Annotated in this window: 19 protein-coding genes and 1 tRNA gene; 3 read left to right on the top strand and 17 right to left on the bottom strand. The window is 57.6% G+C overall.

The window, feature by feature from the left end; all coding sequences use genetic code 11:
- The 4 genes from QE408_RS15415 to pcsA all read right to left on the bottom strand — a co-directional run bounded on the left by QE408_RS15415 (position 1) and on the right by pcsA (position 4,486).
- Positions 1-921 carry an ABC transporter permease gene (locus tag QE408_RS15415; protein ID WP_306934816.1) on the bottom strand — a complete coding sequence of 307 codons (921 nt, stop codon included), beginning with the start codon at positions 919-921 and terminating at the stop codon, positions 1-3.
- Positions 921-2,009, bottom strand: coding sequence for an ABC transporter permease (locus tag QE408_RS15410; protein WP_306932628.1), 1,089 nt, complete (start codon positions 2,007-2,009; stop codon positions 921-923). The genes QE408_RS15415 and QE408_RS15410 overlap by 1 nt, the downstream gene beginning before the upstream one ends.
- Entirely contained in the window at positions 1,999-3,588 is a 1,590-nt protein-coding gene (locus QE408_RS15405) for an ABC transporter ATP-binding protein (RefSeq protein WP_306932626.1), read from the bottom strand. Before QE408_RS15405 ends, QE408_RS15410 begins: the two co-directional genes overlap by 11 nt.
- Before the next feature lie 166 nt (positions 3,589-3,754).
- A complete protein-coding gene (gene pcsA, locus QE408_RS15400; RefSeq protein WP_306932623.1) occupies positions 3,755-4,486 on the bottom strand; it encodes a phosphatidylcholine synthase in 732 nt (243 codons plus the stop codon).
- A 207-nt stretch (positions 4,487-4,693) separates the two neighbouring features.
- Between pcsA and QE408_RS15395 the strand changes: the two genes are divergently transcribed.
- Positions 4,694-5,908: a UbiH/UbiF family hydroxylase gene (locus tag QE408_RS15395; RefSeq protein WP_306932621.1), complete on the top strand. Its 1,215-nt coding sequence runs from the start codon at positions 4,694-4,696 to the stop codon at positions 5,906-5,908.
- On the opposite strand, the gene QE408_RS15390 is transcribed toward QE408_RS15395, so the two are convergent.
- Both QE408_RS15390 and QE408_RS15385 read right to left on the bottom strand, forming a co-directional pair.
- A complete protein-coding gene (locus QE408_RS15390; protein ID WP_306932619.1) occupies positions 5,886-6,830 on the bottom strand; it encodes an AEC family transporter in 945 nt (314 codons plus the stop codon). The genes QE408_RS15395 and QE408_RS15390 overlap by 23 nt on opposite strands.
- A gap of 35 nt (positions 6,831-6,865) precedes the next feature.
- On the bottom strand, positions 6,866-7,612 hold the full coding sequence (locus tag QE408_RS15385; RefSeq protein WP_306932618.1) for a cytochrome c biogenesis CcdA family protein: 747 nt from the start codon (positions 7,610-7,612) through the stop codon (positions 6,866-6,868).
- Positions 7,613-7,795: 183 nt separating this feature from the next.
- Between QE408_RS15385 and QE408_RS15380 the strand changes: the two genes are divergently transcribed.
- Positions 7,796-7,871: transfer RNA gene (locus QE408_RS15380), tRNA-Lys, on the top strand.
- 716 nt (positions 7,872-8,587) lie between these two features.
- On the opposite strand, the gene QE408_RS15375 is transcribed toward QE408_RS15380, so the two are convergent.
- From QE408_RS15375 to QE408_RS15330, 10 genes are all read right to left on the bottom strand, one after another.
- Positions 8,588-8,932, bottom strand: a complete 345-nt coding sequence (locus tag QE408_RS15375) for a helix-turn-helix domain-containing protein (RefSeq protein ID WP_306932617.1) — start codon at positions 8,930-8,932, stop codon at positions 8,588-8,590.
- 1 nt (position 8,933) lies between these two features.
- Entirely contained in the window at positions 8,934-9,341 is a 408-nt protein-coding gene (locus tag QE408_RS15370) for a hypothetical protein (RefSeq protein ID WP_306932616.1), read from the bottom strand.
- Positions 9,342-9,403: 62 nt separating this feature from the next.
- On the bottom strand, positions 9,404-10,588 hold the full coding sequence (locus QE408_RS15365) for a hypothetical protein (RefSeq protein ID WP_306932615.1): 1,185 nt from the start codon (positions 10,586-10,588) through the stop codon (positions 9,404-9,406).
- Positions 10,589-10,755: 167 nt separating this feature from the next.
- Positions 10,756-11,013, bottom strand: coding sequence for a hypothetical protein (locus tag QE408_RS15360; RefSeq protein ID WP_306932614.1), 258 nt, complete (start codon positions 11,011-11,013; stop codon positions 10,756-10,758).
- Entirely contained in the window at positions 11,010-11,276 is a 267-nt protein-coding gene (locus QE408_RS15355; RefSeq protein ID WP_306932613.1) for a hypothetical protein, read from the bottom strand. The genes QE408_RS15360 and QE408_RS15355 overlap by 4 nt, the downstream gene beginning before the upstream one ends.
- Positions 11,273-11,584, bottom strand: a complete 312-nt coding sequence (locus tag QE408_RS15350; protein WP_306932612.1) for a hypothetical protein — start codon at positions 11,582-11,584, stop codon at positions 11,273-11,275. Before QE408_RS15350 ends, QE408_RS15355 begins: the two co-directional genes overlap by 4 nt.
- Positions 11,581-11,901 carry a hypothetical protein gene (locus QE408_RS15345; RefSeq protein WP_306932610.1) on the bottom strand — a complete coding sequence of 107 codons (321 nt, stop codon included), beginning with the start codon at positions 11,899-11,901 and terminating at the stop codon, positions 11,581-11,583. Before QE408_RS15345 ends, QE408_RS15350 begins: the two co-directional genes overlap by 4 nt.
- Positions 11,898-12,239, bottom strand: coding sequence for a hypothetical protein (locus QE408_RS15340; RefSeq protein WP_306932608.1), 342 nt, complete (start codon positions 12,237-12,239; stop codon positions 11,898-11,900). Before QE408_RS15340 ends, QE408_RS15345 begins: the two co-directional genes overlap by 4 nt.
- Positions 12,236-12,547, bottom strand: coding sequence for a hypothetical protein (locus QE408_RS15335; protein ID WP_306932606.1), 312 nt, complete (start codon positions 12,545-12,547; stop codon positions 12,236-12,238). Before QE408_RS15335 ends, QE408_RS15340 begins: the two co-directional genes overlap by 4 nt.
- 172 nt (positions 12,548-12,719) lie before the next feature.
- Positions 12,720-13,346, bottom strand: a complete 627-nt coding sequence (locus QE408_RS15330; protein WP_306932604.1) for a LexA family protein — start codon at positions 13,344-13,346, stop codon at positions 12,720-12,722.
- A 97-nt stretch (positions 13,347-13,443) separates the two neighbouring features.
- On the opposite strand from QE408_RS15330, the gene QE408_RS23030 reads away from it, so the two are divergent.
- Positions 13,444-13,647 carry a helix-turn-helix domain-containing protein gene (locus QE408_RS23030; protein WP_373465556.1) on the top strand — a complete coding sequence of 68 codons (204 nt, stop codon included), beginning with the start codon at positions 13,444-13,446 and terminating at the stop codon, positions 13,645-13,647.
- A gap of 5 nt (positions 13,648-13,652) precedes the next feature.
- Here the strand turns inward: QE408_RS23030 and QE408_RS15325 are convergent, their stop codons facing one another.
- The gene (locus QE408_RS15325) at positions 13,653-13,889 is read right to left on the bottom strand and encodes a hypothetical protein (protein ID WP_306932602.1); all 237 of its coding nucleotides are present in this window, start codon (positions 13,887-13,889) and stop codon (positions 13,653-13,655) included.
- Positions 13,890-13,895 lie beyond the last annotated feature (6 nt).

Genomic DNA, 13,895 nt, shown 5'->3' with positions numbered 1-13,895 from the left:
TTAGCGATCCGGCACGAACGGTTTGCCGAGCGATGCCGGTGTATTGATCAGCGTGGTGCGCCGATTATGGGAGATGATAATCAACACCACAATAGTTGCTACATAAGGAAGCGCTGAAAGGAGCTGGGACGGCACGCCGATACCAAAAGCCTGCGCATGCAGCTGGCCGATCGTGACCGCACCGAAGAGATAGCCCCCGGCAAGAACACGCCACGGCCGCCAGGACGCGAAGACGACGAGTGCCAGCGCAATCCAGCCACGACCGGCAGACATATTCTCCACCCATTGCGGCGTGTAGACGAGCGAGAGCTGCGCGCCAGCCAGACCCGCACAGGCGCCGCCGAACATCACCGCGAGGTAGCGCGTGCGGATAACGTTGATGCCGAGCGCATGGGCTGACGAATGGCTGTCACCGATCGCGCGAATTTTGAGTCCGGTGCGGCTTTTGAACAGAAACCAGCTGATACCGAAGACCAGCGCAATCGAGATGTAGAAGATCAGATCCTGGCGGAAGAGGATCGGGCCGATGAAGGGAATATCCGAGAGCACTGGAAACACGATGTTCGGCAGCTTGACACCGGGCACACCCACGAAGCTTTCCCCTAACATGCCGGAGACGCCAAGCCCGAGAATGGTAAGCGCAAGGCCGGTCGCCACTTGGTTGGTCACAAGGGTGAGGGTCAGGAAGCCGAAGAGCAGCGAGAAGACCGCGCCCGCAGCAATGCCAGCCAGAATGCCGATATAGGGAGACCCGCTCATATGGGCAGCGGCGAAGGCGCAGACCGCACCGATGACGATCATGCCTTCGACACCGAGATTGAGGACACCGGCGCGCTCGGTGACCAGCTCACCAAGGGCGGCAATGACCAGCGGCGTAGCGGCGGTAATGACTGTCAGAAGGATCGCCTGAAACATATCCATCATGCGGCTCCTTCACGGTTGGCGCTTCGCGACCAACGGATGCGGATTTTGTAGAGGATCAGCGTATCGCAGGACAGGACGAAGAAGAGCAATAGACCCTGGAACACACGCACGACCTTGTCGGATATCTGCAGCGACATCTGCACCGCCTCGCCACCGAGATAGGTCAGCGATAGAACCAGCCCCGAAGCGATAATGCCGAGTGGATTCAACCTGCCGAGAAACGCGACGATGATGGCGGTAAAGCCATAGCCCGGCGAAATCGACGGCTGGAGATGCCCGATGGAGCCGGACACTTCCGAGATGCCAGCAAGGCCCGCGAGCGCACCGGAAAGGAGCAGCGAAAACCAGACCATGCCGCGAGACGAGAAGCCGGCAAAGCGCCCTGCCCGCTCCGATTGGCCGAGCACGGTAACCTCGAAGCCCTTCAGCATGTAGCGCATCATGAACCAGAGCGCGATGGCGGCGACCAGCGCAAAGACGACGCCCCAATGGGCACGGCCTGACTCGAGCAGTTCAGGCAGGACCGCGCTTTCGTTGAAAGGCTTGGTCTGCGGAAAATTGTAACCCTGCGGATCGCGCCAGATACCGCGCACCAGCCAATCCAGGAACAGTTGGGCGACATAGACCAGCATGAGGCTGGTCAGGATCTCATTGGTGTTGAACCGTGTCTTCAATAGCGCCGGAATACCCGCATAGAGCGCACCGCCTGCTGCCCCCATGATGAGCATCAGCGGCAGGATCATCGGCGACTGCCAATCGGGGTTCAGGACAGGCAGGATGGAGCCGGTGATCGCGCCGATGGTGAACTGACCTTCCGCGCCGATATTCCAGTTGTTCGACCGATAGCAGATGGCAAGCCCGACCGCGATCAGGATCAGCGGCGCTGCCTTGACGGCAAGTTCATGCAACGACCAGACTTCCAGCAACGGCTCGATGAAGAAGCTGTAGAGCGCACCGATGGGCTCTTTGCCGAGCGCTGCAAAGATGATCGCACCGACGATAAGCGTCAGCGCCAGAGCCAGGAGCGGCGAGAGAATGGCAAAGAGCTTGGAGACCCCTGCGCGTTTTTCCAGTTCAATGCGCATGAACGACCTGCTCCGTATGCCCTGCCTGTCCTGTGTTACCTGTGTGTACGCCACCCATCAACAGGCCGATCTTCTCACGCGTCATCTCCTTTGCCGGGTAGGCGTTGGACAAGTGACCGTCGGAAATAACGGCAATGCTCGATGCAACCTCGAAGATTTCGTCCAGATCCTGGCTGATGACGATGACCGCCGAACCTGCCTTCGCCATATCGACCAGTGCCTGGCGAATACGGCTGGCCGCCCCCGCATCCACACCCCATGTCGGCTGATTGACGACCAGCACAGATGGCTGCCGATCGAGTTCACGACCCACGATGAATTTCTGCAGATTGCCGCCGGAGAGCGAACCGGCAAGCGGATCGTCCCCACTTTTACGCACGTCCATTTTCTCGGAGATACGCTTGGCAGCGTTCTTGATGACAGAATGACGCACCACATTCAGAAAGCCGCCGCTCAGAAATGCCTTTCTATCGGAGCGACAGCGCGCCAACAAAAGATTGTCGGACAGGCTCATATTGGGTACGGCGGCATGGCCGTGGCGCTCTTCCGGCACGAAGCCTGCGCCCAACAACCGGCGTCCATTGATGCCCGTGCGACCGACGGGCTTGCCGCGCAGGAAAATCGTGTCGTCCTTTGAGACGGGATACTCGCCGGAGAGAGCATCGAACAACTCGCCCTGGCCATTGCCAGCAATCCCCGCGATGGCCAGAACCTCGCCCGCGCGAACCTTCATGGCGATGTTCTTGAGGGATACGGCAAAGGGCGTGCGGGCCGGAACAGAGAGACCGATGATCTCGACCGCGACATCGCCAATGGTACATTCGTCGTCACGCTGGATGCCTGCGACATCGGAGCCGACCATCATGCGCGCCAGAGAAGCAGGCGTTTCCTGGCGTGGATCGCAGGCTCCCGTGACCTTGCCGTGACGTAGCACAGTGGCGCGGTCGCAGATGCGCTGCACCTCTTCCAGACGGTGGCTGATATAAAGCACCGACCGGCCTTCTGCCTTCAGCTTCTCCAGCGTCTCGAACAGGCGGTCCGCTTCCTGCGGTGTCAGCACAGAGGTCGGTTCATCCAGAATGATAAGCTTTGGGTTCTGCAACAGAGCACGAACGATCTCGATGCGCTGACGCTCGCCCACGGAAAGATCGGCAACATGGGCGTAAGGATCGAGCGGCAGGCCATAGGCCTTGGAGAGCGTCTCGGCCTCCCTTGCAATCTCCTTCAGGGAAATCTTGGGATCGAGCGAAAGCGCAATATTTTCCGCGACCGTCAAAGCTTCGAAAAGGGAAAAATGCTGGAATACCATGCCGACGCCCAGCTTGCGGGCTTCTCCCGGCGACCCGATTCTTACTGAATTGCCGTTCCAGACAATATCGCCACTTGTCGGCTCAAGAACGCCAAAGAGCATCTTGACCAGAGTGGATTTACCCGCGCCGTTCTCGCCCAAAAGAGCATGTATTTCACCCGGCGCAATATCCAGATCGATCGCATTGCATGCGGCGAATGTTCCAAACAGCTTGGTCAGCTGGCGCACGGACAAGAGGGGCAAAGCCCCAGACGCAACCGTTTCCGTCACCTGTTCCCCTTTTCACCGATCGCTGCACTTCTATGAGGCTTAACGATAGGATCGACACCCTTGCACTAAATTTGAGCACTGCTCTTTATGCGTACTAAATCCTTTTTTATGACACTGTACAACTGAAAAAGAACGATCCGCGTATGCTTTTAAACGACTGTTTTTCTCAGCGCGTTTTTGCGCCAAGAGAGGGTGCGAACTGCATAAGACCGCCGATGCAGTATAGATAGATACCGGTGACCACGACCCCGGCAATAAGCCAGTCAGGCGATTGGAAATGCAACAAAAGCGAGTAGCCGCTGAGCACGCACCAGAGCAAGAAAACCGCCATATTCAGCCACCGCAGCCGCTTCACTCTCACTGGATGCAAGAAGTTGATTGGCAGGAAAGTGAGGATAACCGATACCGTGACGATGATCATCGCCGTGGTGGCGCTGGCATCGATGACAAAGAGCGTGAACACCACCATGTTCCAAACAACCGGGAAGCCCGAGAAGAAGTATTCGTCCGTTTTCATGCCCATGTCGGCGTAATAGATCGCGCTCGATACCACGATCATACCGGCGGCGACGAAGGACCAAGGCTCACCGATCATGCCGCTCTGATAGAGAGCGAAGGCGGGCAGCAACACGTAGGTGACGTAATCGATAATGTTATCCAGCGTGTCACCGGACCAGTTGGGCAAAACTTCCTTGACCTGCACCTTACGCGCGATCGGGCCGTCGATGCCATCCACAAGAAGCGCCAAACCGAGCCACCAGAACATGTCGACGAAACGATGTTCAGCGGCAGCAACGACACCAAGGAAGGCAAGAAAGGAGCCCGAGGCAGTAAGGATGTGAACGGAGAAAGCCCGGATTTCGGCATAGGGTACGCGTCTGTAATTGAAAATCTTCATGACAGCGTAACGGCCCCGCTCTTACTCATTCTCTCTATCCGATATGCGACCATTCACCGCTCTTTGCAACCATGCGAGAATGCTTATCCTAGAACTTAATGAGCATGTTGCCGCAGGGACATTGCGATCTGTCGCCATTCGGCTTCTGGATTTGCCGGCGCAAAGCCACTATGTGTTGAGCCTCGACTGCAGGAGTGGAACAAGACGATGAAGAACTTCGAAGTTGCCGTTGTCGGCGCTGGACTTGCAGGACAAATCGCTGCTCTCGCCATTGCGCGCGCGGGTCGAAACGTTGCACTCGTTGCCCCCCAAACCGATAGGAGCGATCGCCGAACGACGGCTCTGATGGATCAGTCCATCCGTTTTCTCGACCGGCTCGGTGTTTGGTCCAAAATCGAACCATCGGCTGCGCGGCTTTCCACAATGCAGATCATCGATGGCACCGACCGCCTGCTACGCGCGCCGACCGTCGCCTTCCGTTCCTCCGAAATCGGACTGACCGCCTTTGGTTGGAACATGCCGAATGCCGCACTGCTCAGCGTCCTTACAGAAGCTGTCGCCAAGGAAAACAACATCACGCTCATCGATGCGACGGTAGACACGGTCGAGGTCGGGCCTCACGATGTCTCACTAACCCTGTCTACTGGCGAGGCTGTATCGAGCAGCTTTGTGATCGGCGCCGATGGAAGAAATTCCAAGGTTCGCGAGGCGGCAGGCATCGGCGTTCGAAGCTGGTCCTATCCGCAGACCGCTGTCGTTCTCAATTTCTCGCATAGTCGGCCGCACGGCAATATCTCGACCGAGTTCCACACCTCCTCGGGACCATTCACTCAAGTTCCCTTGCCCGGCGATCGCTCCAGCCTCGTTTGGGTGGTCAAACCAGAGCAGGCTACCGAGCTTGTCAGCCTGCCGTTGGAGGCGTTAAGCGCTCGTGTTGAAGAACGTATGCAATCCATGCTCGGCACAGTCTCGGTTAATGAGGGTGTGCAGACATGGCCGCTTTCCAGTATGACGGCCCGTTCCTTTGGCAGAGGGCGCGTCGCGCTTGTCGGCGAAGCCGGTCACGGCTTCCCGCCGATCGGCGCACAGGGTCTCAATCTCAGCCTTCGCGACATCATCGTTTTGACCGACATGCTCGGCACACTGACCGGAGGCGTGATCCCGGCAGATGCAGGTGCGACATTCGACCGGCGCCGCCGCGCCGACGTTTTCAGCCGCACACTCAGTGTGGATCTTCTCAACCGGTCGCTTCTCTCCGGCATGCTGCCGATGCAGATGGCGCGCGCTGCAGGACTGCATGTGCTCGGAAATGTGGGGCCGCTGCGCGGTCTCGTGATGCGCGAAGGCATCGAGCCCGGCCGGGGTATCAAGGCCCTGCCCTCACTGATCGTCGGCAGTCTCAGGCGCTCATTTCGCGAATGAGGTAAAGCACGAGCGAAACCGTGAAGACGGAGAGCACGGTGGAGATCAGAATGGTCGCCGATGCACGCTCCTGCCACACCTGATAATGCTGCCCGATGACGAAGACATTCGTCGCCGTCGGCAGTGCGGCGAGAAGAACCGCTGTCGACACCCAGACGGGGTCGAAATGGCCGAAGGAAGACATCACGAGGTATGCCAGCAGCGGATGCAGGATCAGCTTGGCTGGCACGATGTAACTGATCTCTATCGGTACCCGCTTGAGCGGCCGAAGTGCCAGCGTCACGCCCATGGAAAACAGCGCGCATGGTGCCGCTGATTGCGCCAGATAATCCACCAGTTGCTGCACTGGCTGAGGCGGCTGCCAGGCAAAGATGGCCGCAATGAAGCCAAGAATGACAGACAGGATGAAGGGATGCGTCAGCACTTTACGTGCAACATCGGCCGCGAGCTTCAGGCGGGATCTTTTGTCACCCCCAGCGATAGCCATAAGCGCCGGTGCGGCAACGAAATGCGCGGCATTCTCCAGACAGACAATCAGCGCGACCGGGACGGCGGCGCGCTCTCCGAGCGCCAGTAGCGCCAGTCCTGGCCCCATATAGCCGATGTTGCCATAGGCCCCAGCAAAACTCTGGATGATGCAGTCGGCAAAACTGTTGCGACGTCCGTAATAGCCGATGAGGAAAAGGCAGAGAAAGATCGTGTAGGTCGAGACTAAACTCAGCGCGACAAAATCCATTCGCGCCAGTTGATCGACCGGTGTACGGGCGACAAGCTTGAAGAAGAGTGCGGGAAGTGCGGCGTAGATGATAAAGGTGTTCAGCCAACCCAGCGCTTCGGCGGGCTGCTTCGTGATCCGCGCCGCCACATAGCCAATCAGGATCAACCCGAAAAACGGAAACAGCAGTCCGGCGATTTCAGCCATGGCCCCCTCGCCGTGCACTTCGTCTTCAAGAGGGTCTAGCCGATTTTCATCAGGATTGGAAAGCTCTCCTGAAACCAGATCGCCACATTGGTAATGAAGCCGGACATGAAAGCAATACCCGTCAGGATCAACAGGACGCCCATGACTTTTTCAACAAGACCGAGATGACGACGGAAGCGAGCAAGAAAGCGCATGAAACTGCCGGAAAAGGCTGCGGCAATCCAGAACGGAATGGCGAGACCCGCGGAATAGACAGCCAGCAACATCGCGCCTTCGCCTACCGTATTGCGCGAGGCCGCAACGCCGAGGATCGCACCAAGCACGGGACCGATGCAGGGTGTCCAGCCAAAGGCAAAGGCTAATCCCATGACATAGGCGCCGGAAAGCGTGGCAGGCTTGCCGCCGCTTTGGAAACGCGCCTCGCGCGAGAAGACGCCAATCCGGAACACGCCGAGGAAGTTTAGTCCCATCAGGATGATGATCAGACCGCCGATCTTAGCCAGAATCTCTAGATTTTGGCGCAGCACCATTCCAATGGTGGACGCACCGGCACCGAGCGCCACGAAGACCGTGGCGAAACCCAGCGTAAAAAACAGCGCCGCCAGAAGCACCGCCTTGCGGACATGCGGCTTTGCCTCGAAGCGTTCATCCCGGAACTGCTCCACCGAGATGCCAGCCATATAGCAGAGATAGGGCGGCACGAGCGGCAACACACAAGGGGACAGAAACGACAAAGCACCGGCGAAAAGCGCTGTAAGGAGGGAAATATCGGCGATGGACAAGGCGGCACTCCGGACGGTTCACGACGCCTTGTAGCCCCACCAAACCCTTGCCACCAATCACCTTTTTGCGGTTGCGGCAAAAAAACGCGGAAAGATGATATAATCCTGTTTTTATGGGTTGACCGCAAACGTGCCTCTACATATGTTCCGCCCACTTCCGCGGGGCGCTTCGCCCATGCTTGGGAGAGCGTAGCTCAGCCGGTAGAGCAACTGACTTTTAATCAGTAGGTCCAGGGTTCGAATCCCTGCGCTCTCACCAATGAACATCAGTAAAATCAATGTTTTACAAGGTATTTTGTGGTTCGCCGTGGGACTTTTGGGACCGGTAAAAAGTCCCACGTGGGACTTTGCTCAATTCGCTTCATTACGCCGATGCGGACTGCGCCCAAGAAAAGTCATTTAAGTTGAACTTAATATTTGCGTTACCCTCTAAAGTCGTGATTTATGTCGCTCGCCACTTTGGCGCTAGGAGAGGGAAATCATGAATATTTTGACTGCCGCTATAATCGCACTGCTTTCGTTCGCGAGCGTCGCGAATGCTTCTTGCAATTTTCCAGATGACAGAGCGAGTGATGGCTCGCGCTGCGGCGGCCGCGCAGCTTCGGAACGCCCAGGCGGTCGATGACAGAAAGCTCAATTCCTAAAACGACAAATGCCGCCCAGCGACCCTGGGCGGCATTTTTTCGTTTGCGACAGCCCTTACGAGACCAAACGAAGGACACTCGCCAGTTGCTCTTTGAGATCTCTATTCTCCTTCAGGAGCTCGCTGAGATCGGCTGGCGTCTTCTTCACGTAGCCAGGCACCCGCCTTCCGCAAAGTCCTAAAGCCCTCTTTCCGTTCGCCAGCAGCGAAGGCCACCCAACGCCTGGCGGGCGGATTGCCGACAAACTTCATCACCGTCCCTATGCGACGGTTTCGATCGGCACTGTCAAAGATGGCATACATCGACATGGCGATCCTCCTAATCAGATCTATTAAGACACCAGGCGCCGGACGCTCGCAAGCTGCTCTTTCAGATAGCGGTTCTCCTTCAGGAGTTCGCTCAGATCTGTGGGCTCTGCGTCGTCAACCAGGCCAGACAAAAATTCCAGCGGCGACATCTTCAGAACGCGGCACACTTCGAACAGGGCGCTAACCGAAAGCCGGTTGGTGCCCTTTTCGTATTTCTGGATCTGCTGGAATGTGACCTTGATACCGTCGCCCAGTTGCTCCTGGGTCATGCCTCGAGCTTTCCGGAAATCGCGAAGGGTGGCGCCGATTTTCTCGTCGATCGGCCGGCTGGCTTGCTTCAGGCGGCGGGTTGTTTCAGTGTTCAACATTTCAATTCTCCTCGTTGGTCGAGCGCGCGGCGCCGACGGGTTGAAATCTTTCGGGATAGAAGACCTGTTCAATGGCATTGACGCACCGGCTTGCAGCGACGCCGCCATGTTCGCGACGCTCGAGCGCTTCGCCGTAGGCGTCGATCGCCGCCTTGCATGCCGCCAGTTTTTCACGCGCCCACGTTGGAACCGTTGCTTCAGGTGGGGCGACTGGGACCGGATAGAGAACGCGTTCCTCAACCTGGACGAACTCGGTGCCAGGATGCGCCGCCGGGCCTTCCAGCCACTTTGACCACTCCGACCAACCGCGCGCGTTGCTCACGTGGTATCTGAACCTGTGCTGATAGACACCGACAGGCGGACGGCCTTGATATGCAGACGAAGCCTGCGCGAGATCGTTGACAGACATGGCCGCCTCAAAGCCCCGAGCATGGGGACGTAAATTTGCTCTGCTTTTCATCTTGGCTCCTCTCAGATTGCCAGGTCAGTGTTGCCGCCGCCCTCGTACCAGGTGACGAGGTTGCCGATCGCTGTCGTCGCCATTTCCGGGTGAAGGGCGAGATAGTGTTTCAGGATCTGGTGAGCGCCCTGCATGGAGTGTCCGGACACGGCGCAGATTTGAGGCAGCGTGTTTTCTGCAAGGGCCAACCAGGTGATGCCAGTGGCGCGAAGATCCTTCTCCATCACGTTCTTCAGCGACGGCATTTGTTTCGCCGCTTCCTGCCGGAGCTCGCCAAAGAGGTTGCGATAGGTCCAGTTGTTCCACGGCTCCCAAGTGTTTTCGTTGAGGTGCGCGAAGGGGCTTATGACGCCTTTCGCCTTCCGGCGTTCGGCCGCGGCGTCCAGTCGCTCCTTGTACGGCCTTGCGACCGGCGGATTGACGATCGCGCCCGTCTTGTTCTGGCGAAGGACGAAGCGCCCATTGCGGAACGCGGATTGCTTCAGGATGAGCCGATCGAATTGTCGTTGGCTGGTCCAAACGCCACAATAGAGCATGTCGGCAAGATCGATCCTCTTGAACTTAGGGCCTTCGGCCGTCTTCACTAGGCAGTCAAATTCCTCCTTGGTGAGGAAGCGAGCGCGCGGATCCGGCTGCTGCATATCGAGATCGCGGGCGGGATTGATGCTCAACCCCTTCAGGCGACCGGAGCGCATGCCCCACTTGATCGCCATGCCGAGGATCGTCAGCGTTCCCCGCGCCGTCGCCAGGCCGCGATTGGACCACAGATCCTCGTAAAGGCCGAAGCAAATTGTCTGGTCGAGCGCCAGCACTTCCGACGCCCACAGATCCGGATCATGGTTTTCGATGACGCGGGACTTCTGCTTGTAATCCTTGATCGTCGCCGGCGCCTTGCAGAGAACGCGCGGGCTCTTCAGCCAATCTTCAATCAGCTTCGATACAGGGTAAACTGACTGCACTTTCTTCCGCGCCGCGACCGGCGCCGCTGGCAGCGTCACAGGCGCGTTTTCAGCCTTGACAGCGGCCAGACGTCGCACGAGGTCGTTAGACCAATCCACGGCCTCGCCCTGGGTGAACCAGCGGCCATCCGGATGCTTCAGGTCTTGCGGCTTGTAACCCTTTTGGCGGAGGCCTGGGCCCGGCTTGAAGCGCGGGCGGCCGTCACGCCATTCGATGTGTTTGATTTTTACTGTCACTCTGGAACTCCAAAAAAGACCCGGCGGCCACGCAACACACAGACCGCCGGGCGAGCGCCGGCACTTACCCACATGGGGGCTGAACAAAGGCAAATGCCGGATGGTACGACGCTGGAGGTCAGGCCACGCCGTAAGGGGTCAACGGCCCTTTATGCGGGCCGCGTTGTTCATTCGCTGGCTTCGTCTTCAGCTGCAGCCAGAATGTCAAAAGCAGTGATCTTGACTGCCTTTAACGTGCGGTGATTGCGGACGAAGCAATCGCCGTCATAGCCTTGGCTCGTAATCACCCCGGATTGAGTGTTACCACCCCGCTTCCATTTCACTTCCAGGCCGACTGGAAGGATCTCACGAACGCCATTCTGAAAATCCTCAGACGCCTTTTGCCGCGCGTTATACAGGGCTCTTAACTGCTGCGCCTGGCTCATGCGTCACTTCCCTTCAAACGATACAGCGCGAGGCCGCCGCCTGTGGTGAGCTCGACTTTCGGCACCTTGCCCTTGACGAGCTCCTTCTCCTCGAGGCGCTTGATCGTGCGCAACGAGAACCTTTTATTGCCGATGTGAATGCGGCCATCGATGAGGCGCTGTTGCTTGAAGAAATCGAGTGCGGCCAAAGCGTCGCTTTCAGCCGTCGTCAGGTTTTTGCGCGGATCCATGATGGCGGGATTTTCGGTGAGTGGCGTGATCATGCGGCCTTCTCCTCCAAAACGGTTTCAGGTTTCCGGTTCAGTTCCTGGACGGCCGCCATTGTCGCCAGCGTGCATCCATAGCGAATGTTGATCTTTGCCTTCTCATCCAGCCACAGGATCATGCCGCACCAAAAACGGGCGGTTGCCTGGTCATCGACTTTCGGCAGGCGCCAGAGGAAATCATCTTCCTCATCGACCTGGGGGCCGAACTTCTCGTGCCGCCAGTATTCGAGGCGTCGGCTCCTGCAGACCGGGCAGGAGGTGAGCGCCTGCAGGCAGGTTTCTTTCTCCTGCAGAAGGGCGTTCATTCTTCGTCCTCGAATTCATCTTCAATCTGCCGGTTGAGCTCTTCGGCTGCTTCTTTCGATGCTGCGGGGCAATTGATACGCGAAATTATTTCGCCGAAGTTATCGATCGAGAGCTCGAGCCCGCACCAAAAGCGCGCCGCAGCTTTATCGTCAGGGTTAGGCGTGAAGCAGTTGCGATGCGTCCCGGTGAAGACATTCGGTTCGTCGATGGTTTCGAACTCGTCGCTGCGCCAGAACTCTTGGCGTCGCTCCTGGCAAAGCGGGCACTTGTCTACCTGGCGAAATCGAGTTTCCTTGTAAACAAGAAGGGCGCTCATCGACCGCGCCTCATCTTCTCGCCTGTCACCCGAGCTCGCGCGGCGTGCTGAATATACTCGCTATTCAATGTGAGCTCATAGAGATCGAAAACGTGAGGAATGCCGGCCGGATCCATAAACTGAGCGGCGAGAGAGGCATGAGCCTGCACCTGGAAACGAGCCAGCGCGTGCATCAACGCTACAGGGTTTGTTCCCCTCTGGACCTCTGCATTCAAAAGCTCGAGCAAGCTGCTGGCGAATGTGCTCACGCTCATGCGCGCCAGGCAGGAAGCAACCGGATCGGAATGGGAAAGCCCCTCTTCTAGGCTCAACCCGTCTGCAGACATAATCATCGTCATGCGTGCACCCTGCCCGAATAACGCGCTGCGAGATCACGGTTCTGGTTGGCGACGAGGCGCAGATGCGAGCTACCGCCGCTGGTGGGTGGCGGCTGGTCTTCTGTCTCGTCGTCCTGGGTGGTGATGATGCCGCCGGCGTCCAGCCAAGCTTCCATGGCCTTGCGCGGCCACTGCCAGCCGATCGTGCATTTGCGCGGCATGCCATGTTCCTGATGCAGGCGCAGCCAGTGCCGGCGCACCCAATCTTCCGAGCGCTGCAGCGCCCCTGCCATTTCCGGCAGCATCACCAGTCTATCCGACAAACTCATGTGTTGCGTCTCCGTTGCAAATCAACTTGGCAACAGAGTTGTGCGTAAAGTCATCACTTGTCAATGATTAATCCATGAAGTTTTGCACAATGATGATTACAGTGATGCAGTACCGCTGATTTCCTGGCTTCAAATGTTGTGAATTGTCACCGTCCGAATTCAGACGGTTCTGCTACGCGGCCCGACGCTCGCGAATGCTTGAAACAACAACACCCCTGATAACCACACTCTTGTCGATAAGCGTAGGCGTCAAGCGAGCCGGGTCCATTGTGGCCGTGATCAAAAACGGGTGCTCGTAGATCCGAAAGACCGTCTCAGGCTGACCGTTGCGATCAAATATCTGGGCACAGACTATGTCGCCGTTCTGTGGGGTCGCGTTTAGATCGACAATCAACACATCACCGGGGATGTAGCCTGCCGTCTCGAGACACCGCGACTGCAGCACCCAAGGATCGACCCCGTTACGGCCATGCTTCAAAGCGGATATCGCGTCCTTAAGTCCGGCGTCTGCCTGGATTTCGTAAGGTTTTCCATCGCCTTCAGCGTAGCCCGCTGCAGATGGCGGAAGCGCCAATGCGGTTGCTTCAAATGCAGGCACGCCGGAAGCCCTCTCGATTTTCTCAATCGAATAGCTGTTCAGCATCCGGCTCTGGGTAGGGTCATTGATGAAGCGGCTTAGGGTAGATGGATCAATCTCCGCCTCAACCGCAAGCCGACGTGCGCTCCACCTCTTGTGAGAGAGGATGAAGTTGACCCAGTCCAGGTGTTTTTTGCGCACGTTTTCCACAACGCGAAACATATGGTGGAACGCCCCTCAGCGCATTTTGCACTTTGTCCCTTGACTTCAATAAGCAAATCACAACTTGTCACCATTAATCAATGGAGAAATCAGACAAATGGCGCTGACATGGCAGACTGTGGACAAGTGGCGTGAAGAGCGGAACCTCTCTAAGGCCGAGTTTGCACGGAAAGTTGGGATCCCAGAAAACACAATCTACCGTGGCGTGAGGCACAATTCGAAGCTTCAGCCGACCACAATCTTCGTCCTGCGCAGCGTCTTCCCGGAGAAAATCGCTGAATTGGAAGGAGAGCGGAAATGATTTTCTCAGAAGTCGCCCCGTCGCTTCGCCAGCACAAGGTAGGCGGACAGCCAAGCACAGGCTACCGGTGCAACGAAGTGCAGCCAGTGGATATAAAAGCCCTGGACCACAGCAGCGAAGGCAGCGAGTGCGGCGAAGATCGTCCAGAGAATTGCGCCGCCATAATCGGACGAGCCGTTTGCTCCAATCAGCGCGCCTACGCCGCAGTTAATCAGCAGCGTGATGATTTGGCCTTCAGTCATGTCCCC

Source organism: Agrobacterium larrymoorei (genome assembly GCF_030819275.1).
GTDB lineage: Bacteria > Pseudomonadota > Alphaproteobacteria > Rhizobiales > Rhizobiaceae > Agrobacterium > Agrobacterium larrymoorei_B.
This window is presented reverse-complemented; position numbering and strand designations above follow the sequence as displayed.

What these genes read in the sequence shown, in the direction of transcription:
- QE408_RS15415 (WP_306934816.1), bottom strand. Translation starts at nt 921, where the DNA reads ATGGATATGTTTCAGGCGATCCTTCTGACAGTCATTACCGCCGCTACG.
- QE408_RS15410 (WP_306932628.1), bottom strand. Translation starts at nt 2,009, where the DNA reads ATGCGCATTGAACTGGAAAAACGCGCAGGGGTCTCCAAGCTCTTTGCC.
- pcsA (WP_306932623.1), bottom strand. Translation starts at nt 4,486, where the DNA reads ATGAAGATTTTCAATTACAGACGCGTACCCTATGCCGAAATCCGGGCT.
- QE408_RS15395 (WP_306932621.1), top strand. Translation starts at nt 4,694, where the DNA reads ATGAAGAACTTCGAAGTTGCCGTTGTCGGCGCTGGACTTGCAGGACAA.
- QE408_RS15390 (WP_306932619.1), bottom strand. Translation starts at nt 6,830, where the DNA reads ATGGCTGAAATCGCCGGACTGCTGTTTCCGTTTTTCGGGTTGATCCTG.
- QE408_RS15375 (WP_306932617.1), bottom strand. Translation starts at nt 8,932, where the DNA reads ATGTTGAACACTGAAACAACCCGCCGCCTGAAGCAAGCCAGCCGGCCG.
- QE408_RS15370 (WP_306932616.1), bottom strand. Translation starts at nt 9,341, where the DNA reads ATGTCTGTCAACGATCTCGCGCAGGCTTCGTCTGCATATCAAGGCCGT.
- QE408_RS15360 (WP_306932614.1), bottom strand. Translation starts at nt 11,013, where the DNA reads ATGAGCCAGGCGCAGCAGTTAAGAGCCCTGTATAACGCGCGGCAAAAG.
- QE408_RS15355 (WP_306932613.1), bottom strand. Translation starts at nt 11,276, where the DNA reads ATGATCACGCCACTCACCGAAAATCCCGCCATCATGGATCCGCGCAAA.
- QE408_RS15350 (WP_306932612.1), bottom strand. Translation starts at nt 11,584, where the DNA reads ATGAACGCCCTTCTGCAGGAGAAAGAAACCTGCCTGCAGGCGCTCACC.
- QE408_RS15345 (WP_306932610.1), bottom strand. Translation starts at nt 11,901, where the DNA reads ATGAGCGCCCTTCTTGTTTACAAGGAAACTCGATTTCGCCAGGTAGAC.
- QE408_RS15340 (WP_306932608.1), bottom strand. Translation starts at nt 12,239, where the DNA reads ATGACGATGATTATGTCTGCAGACGGGTTGAGCCTAGAAGAGGGGCTT.
- QE408_RS15335 (WP_306932606.1), bottom strand. Translation starts at nt 12,547, where the DNA reads ATGAGTTTGTCGGATAGACTGGTGATGCTGCCGGAAATGGCAGGGGCG.
- QE408_RS15330 (WP_306932604.1), bottom strand. Translation starts at nt 13,346, where the DNA reads ATGTTTCGCGTTGTGGAAAACGTGCGCAAAAAACACCTGGACTGGGTC.
- QE408_RS23030 (WP_373465556.1), top strand. Translation starts at nt 13,444, where the DNA reads ATGGCGCTGACATGGCAGACTGTGGACAAGTGGCGTGAAGAGCGGAAC.
- QE408_RS15325 (WP_306932602.1), bottom strand. Translation starts at nt 13,889, where the DNA reads ATGACTGAAGGCCAAATCATCACGCTGCTGATTAACTGCGGCGTAGGC.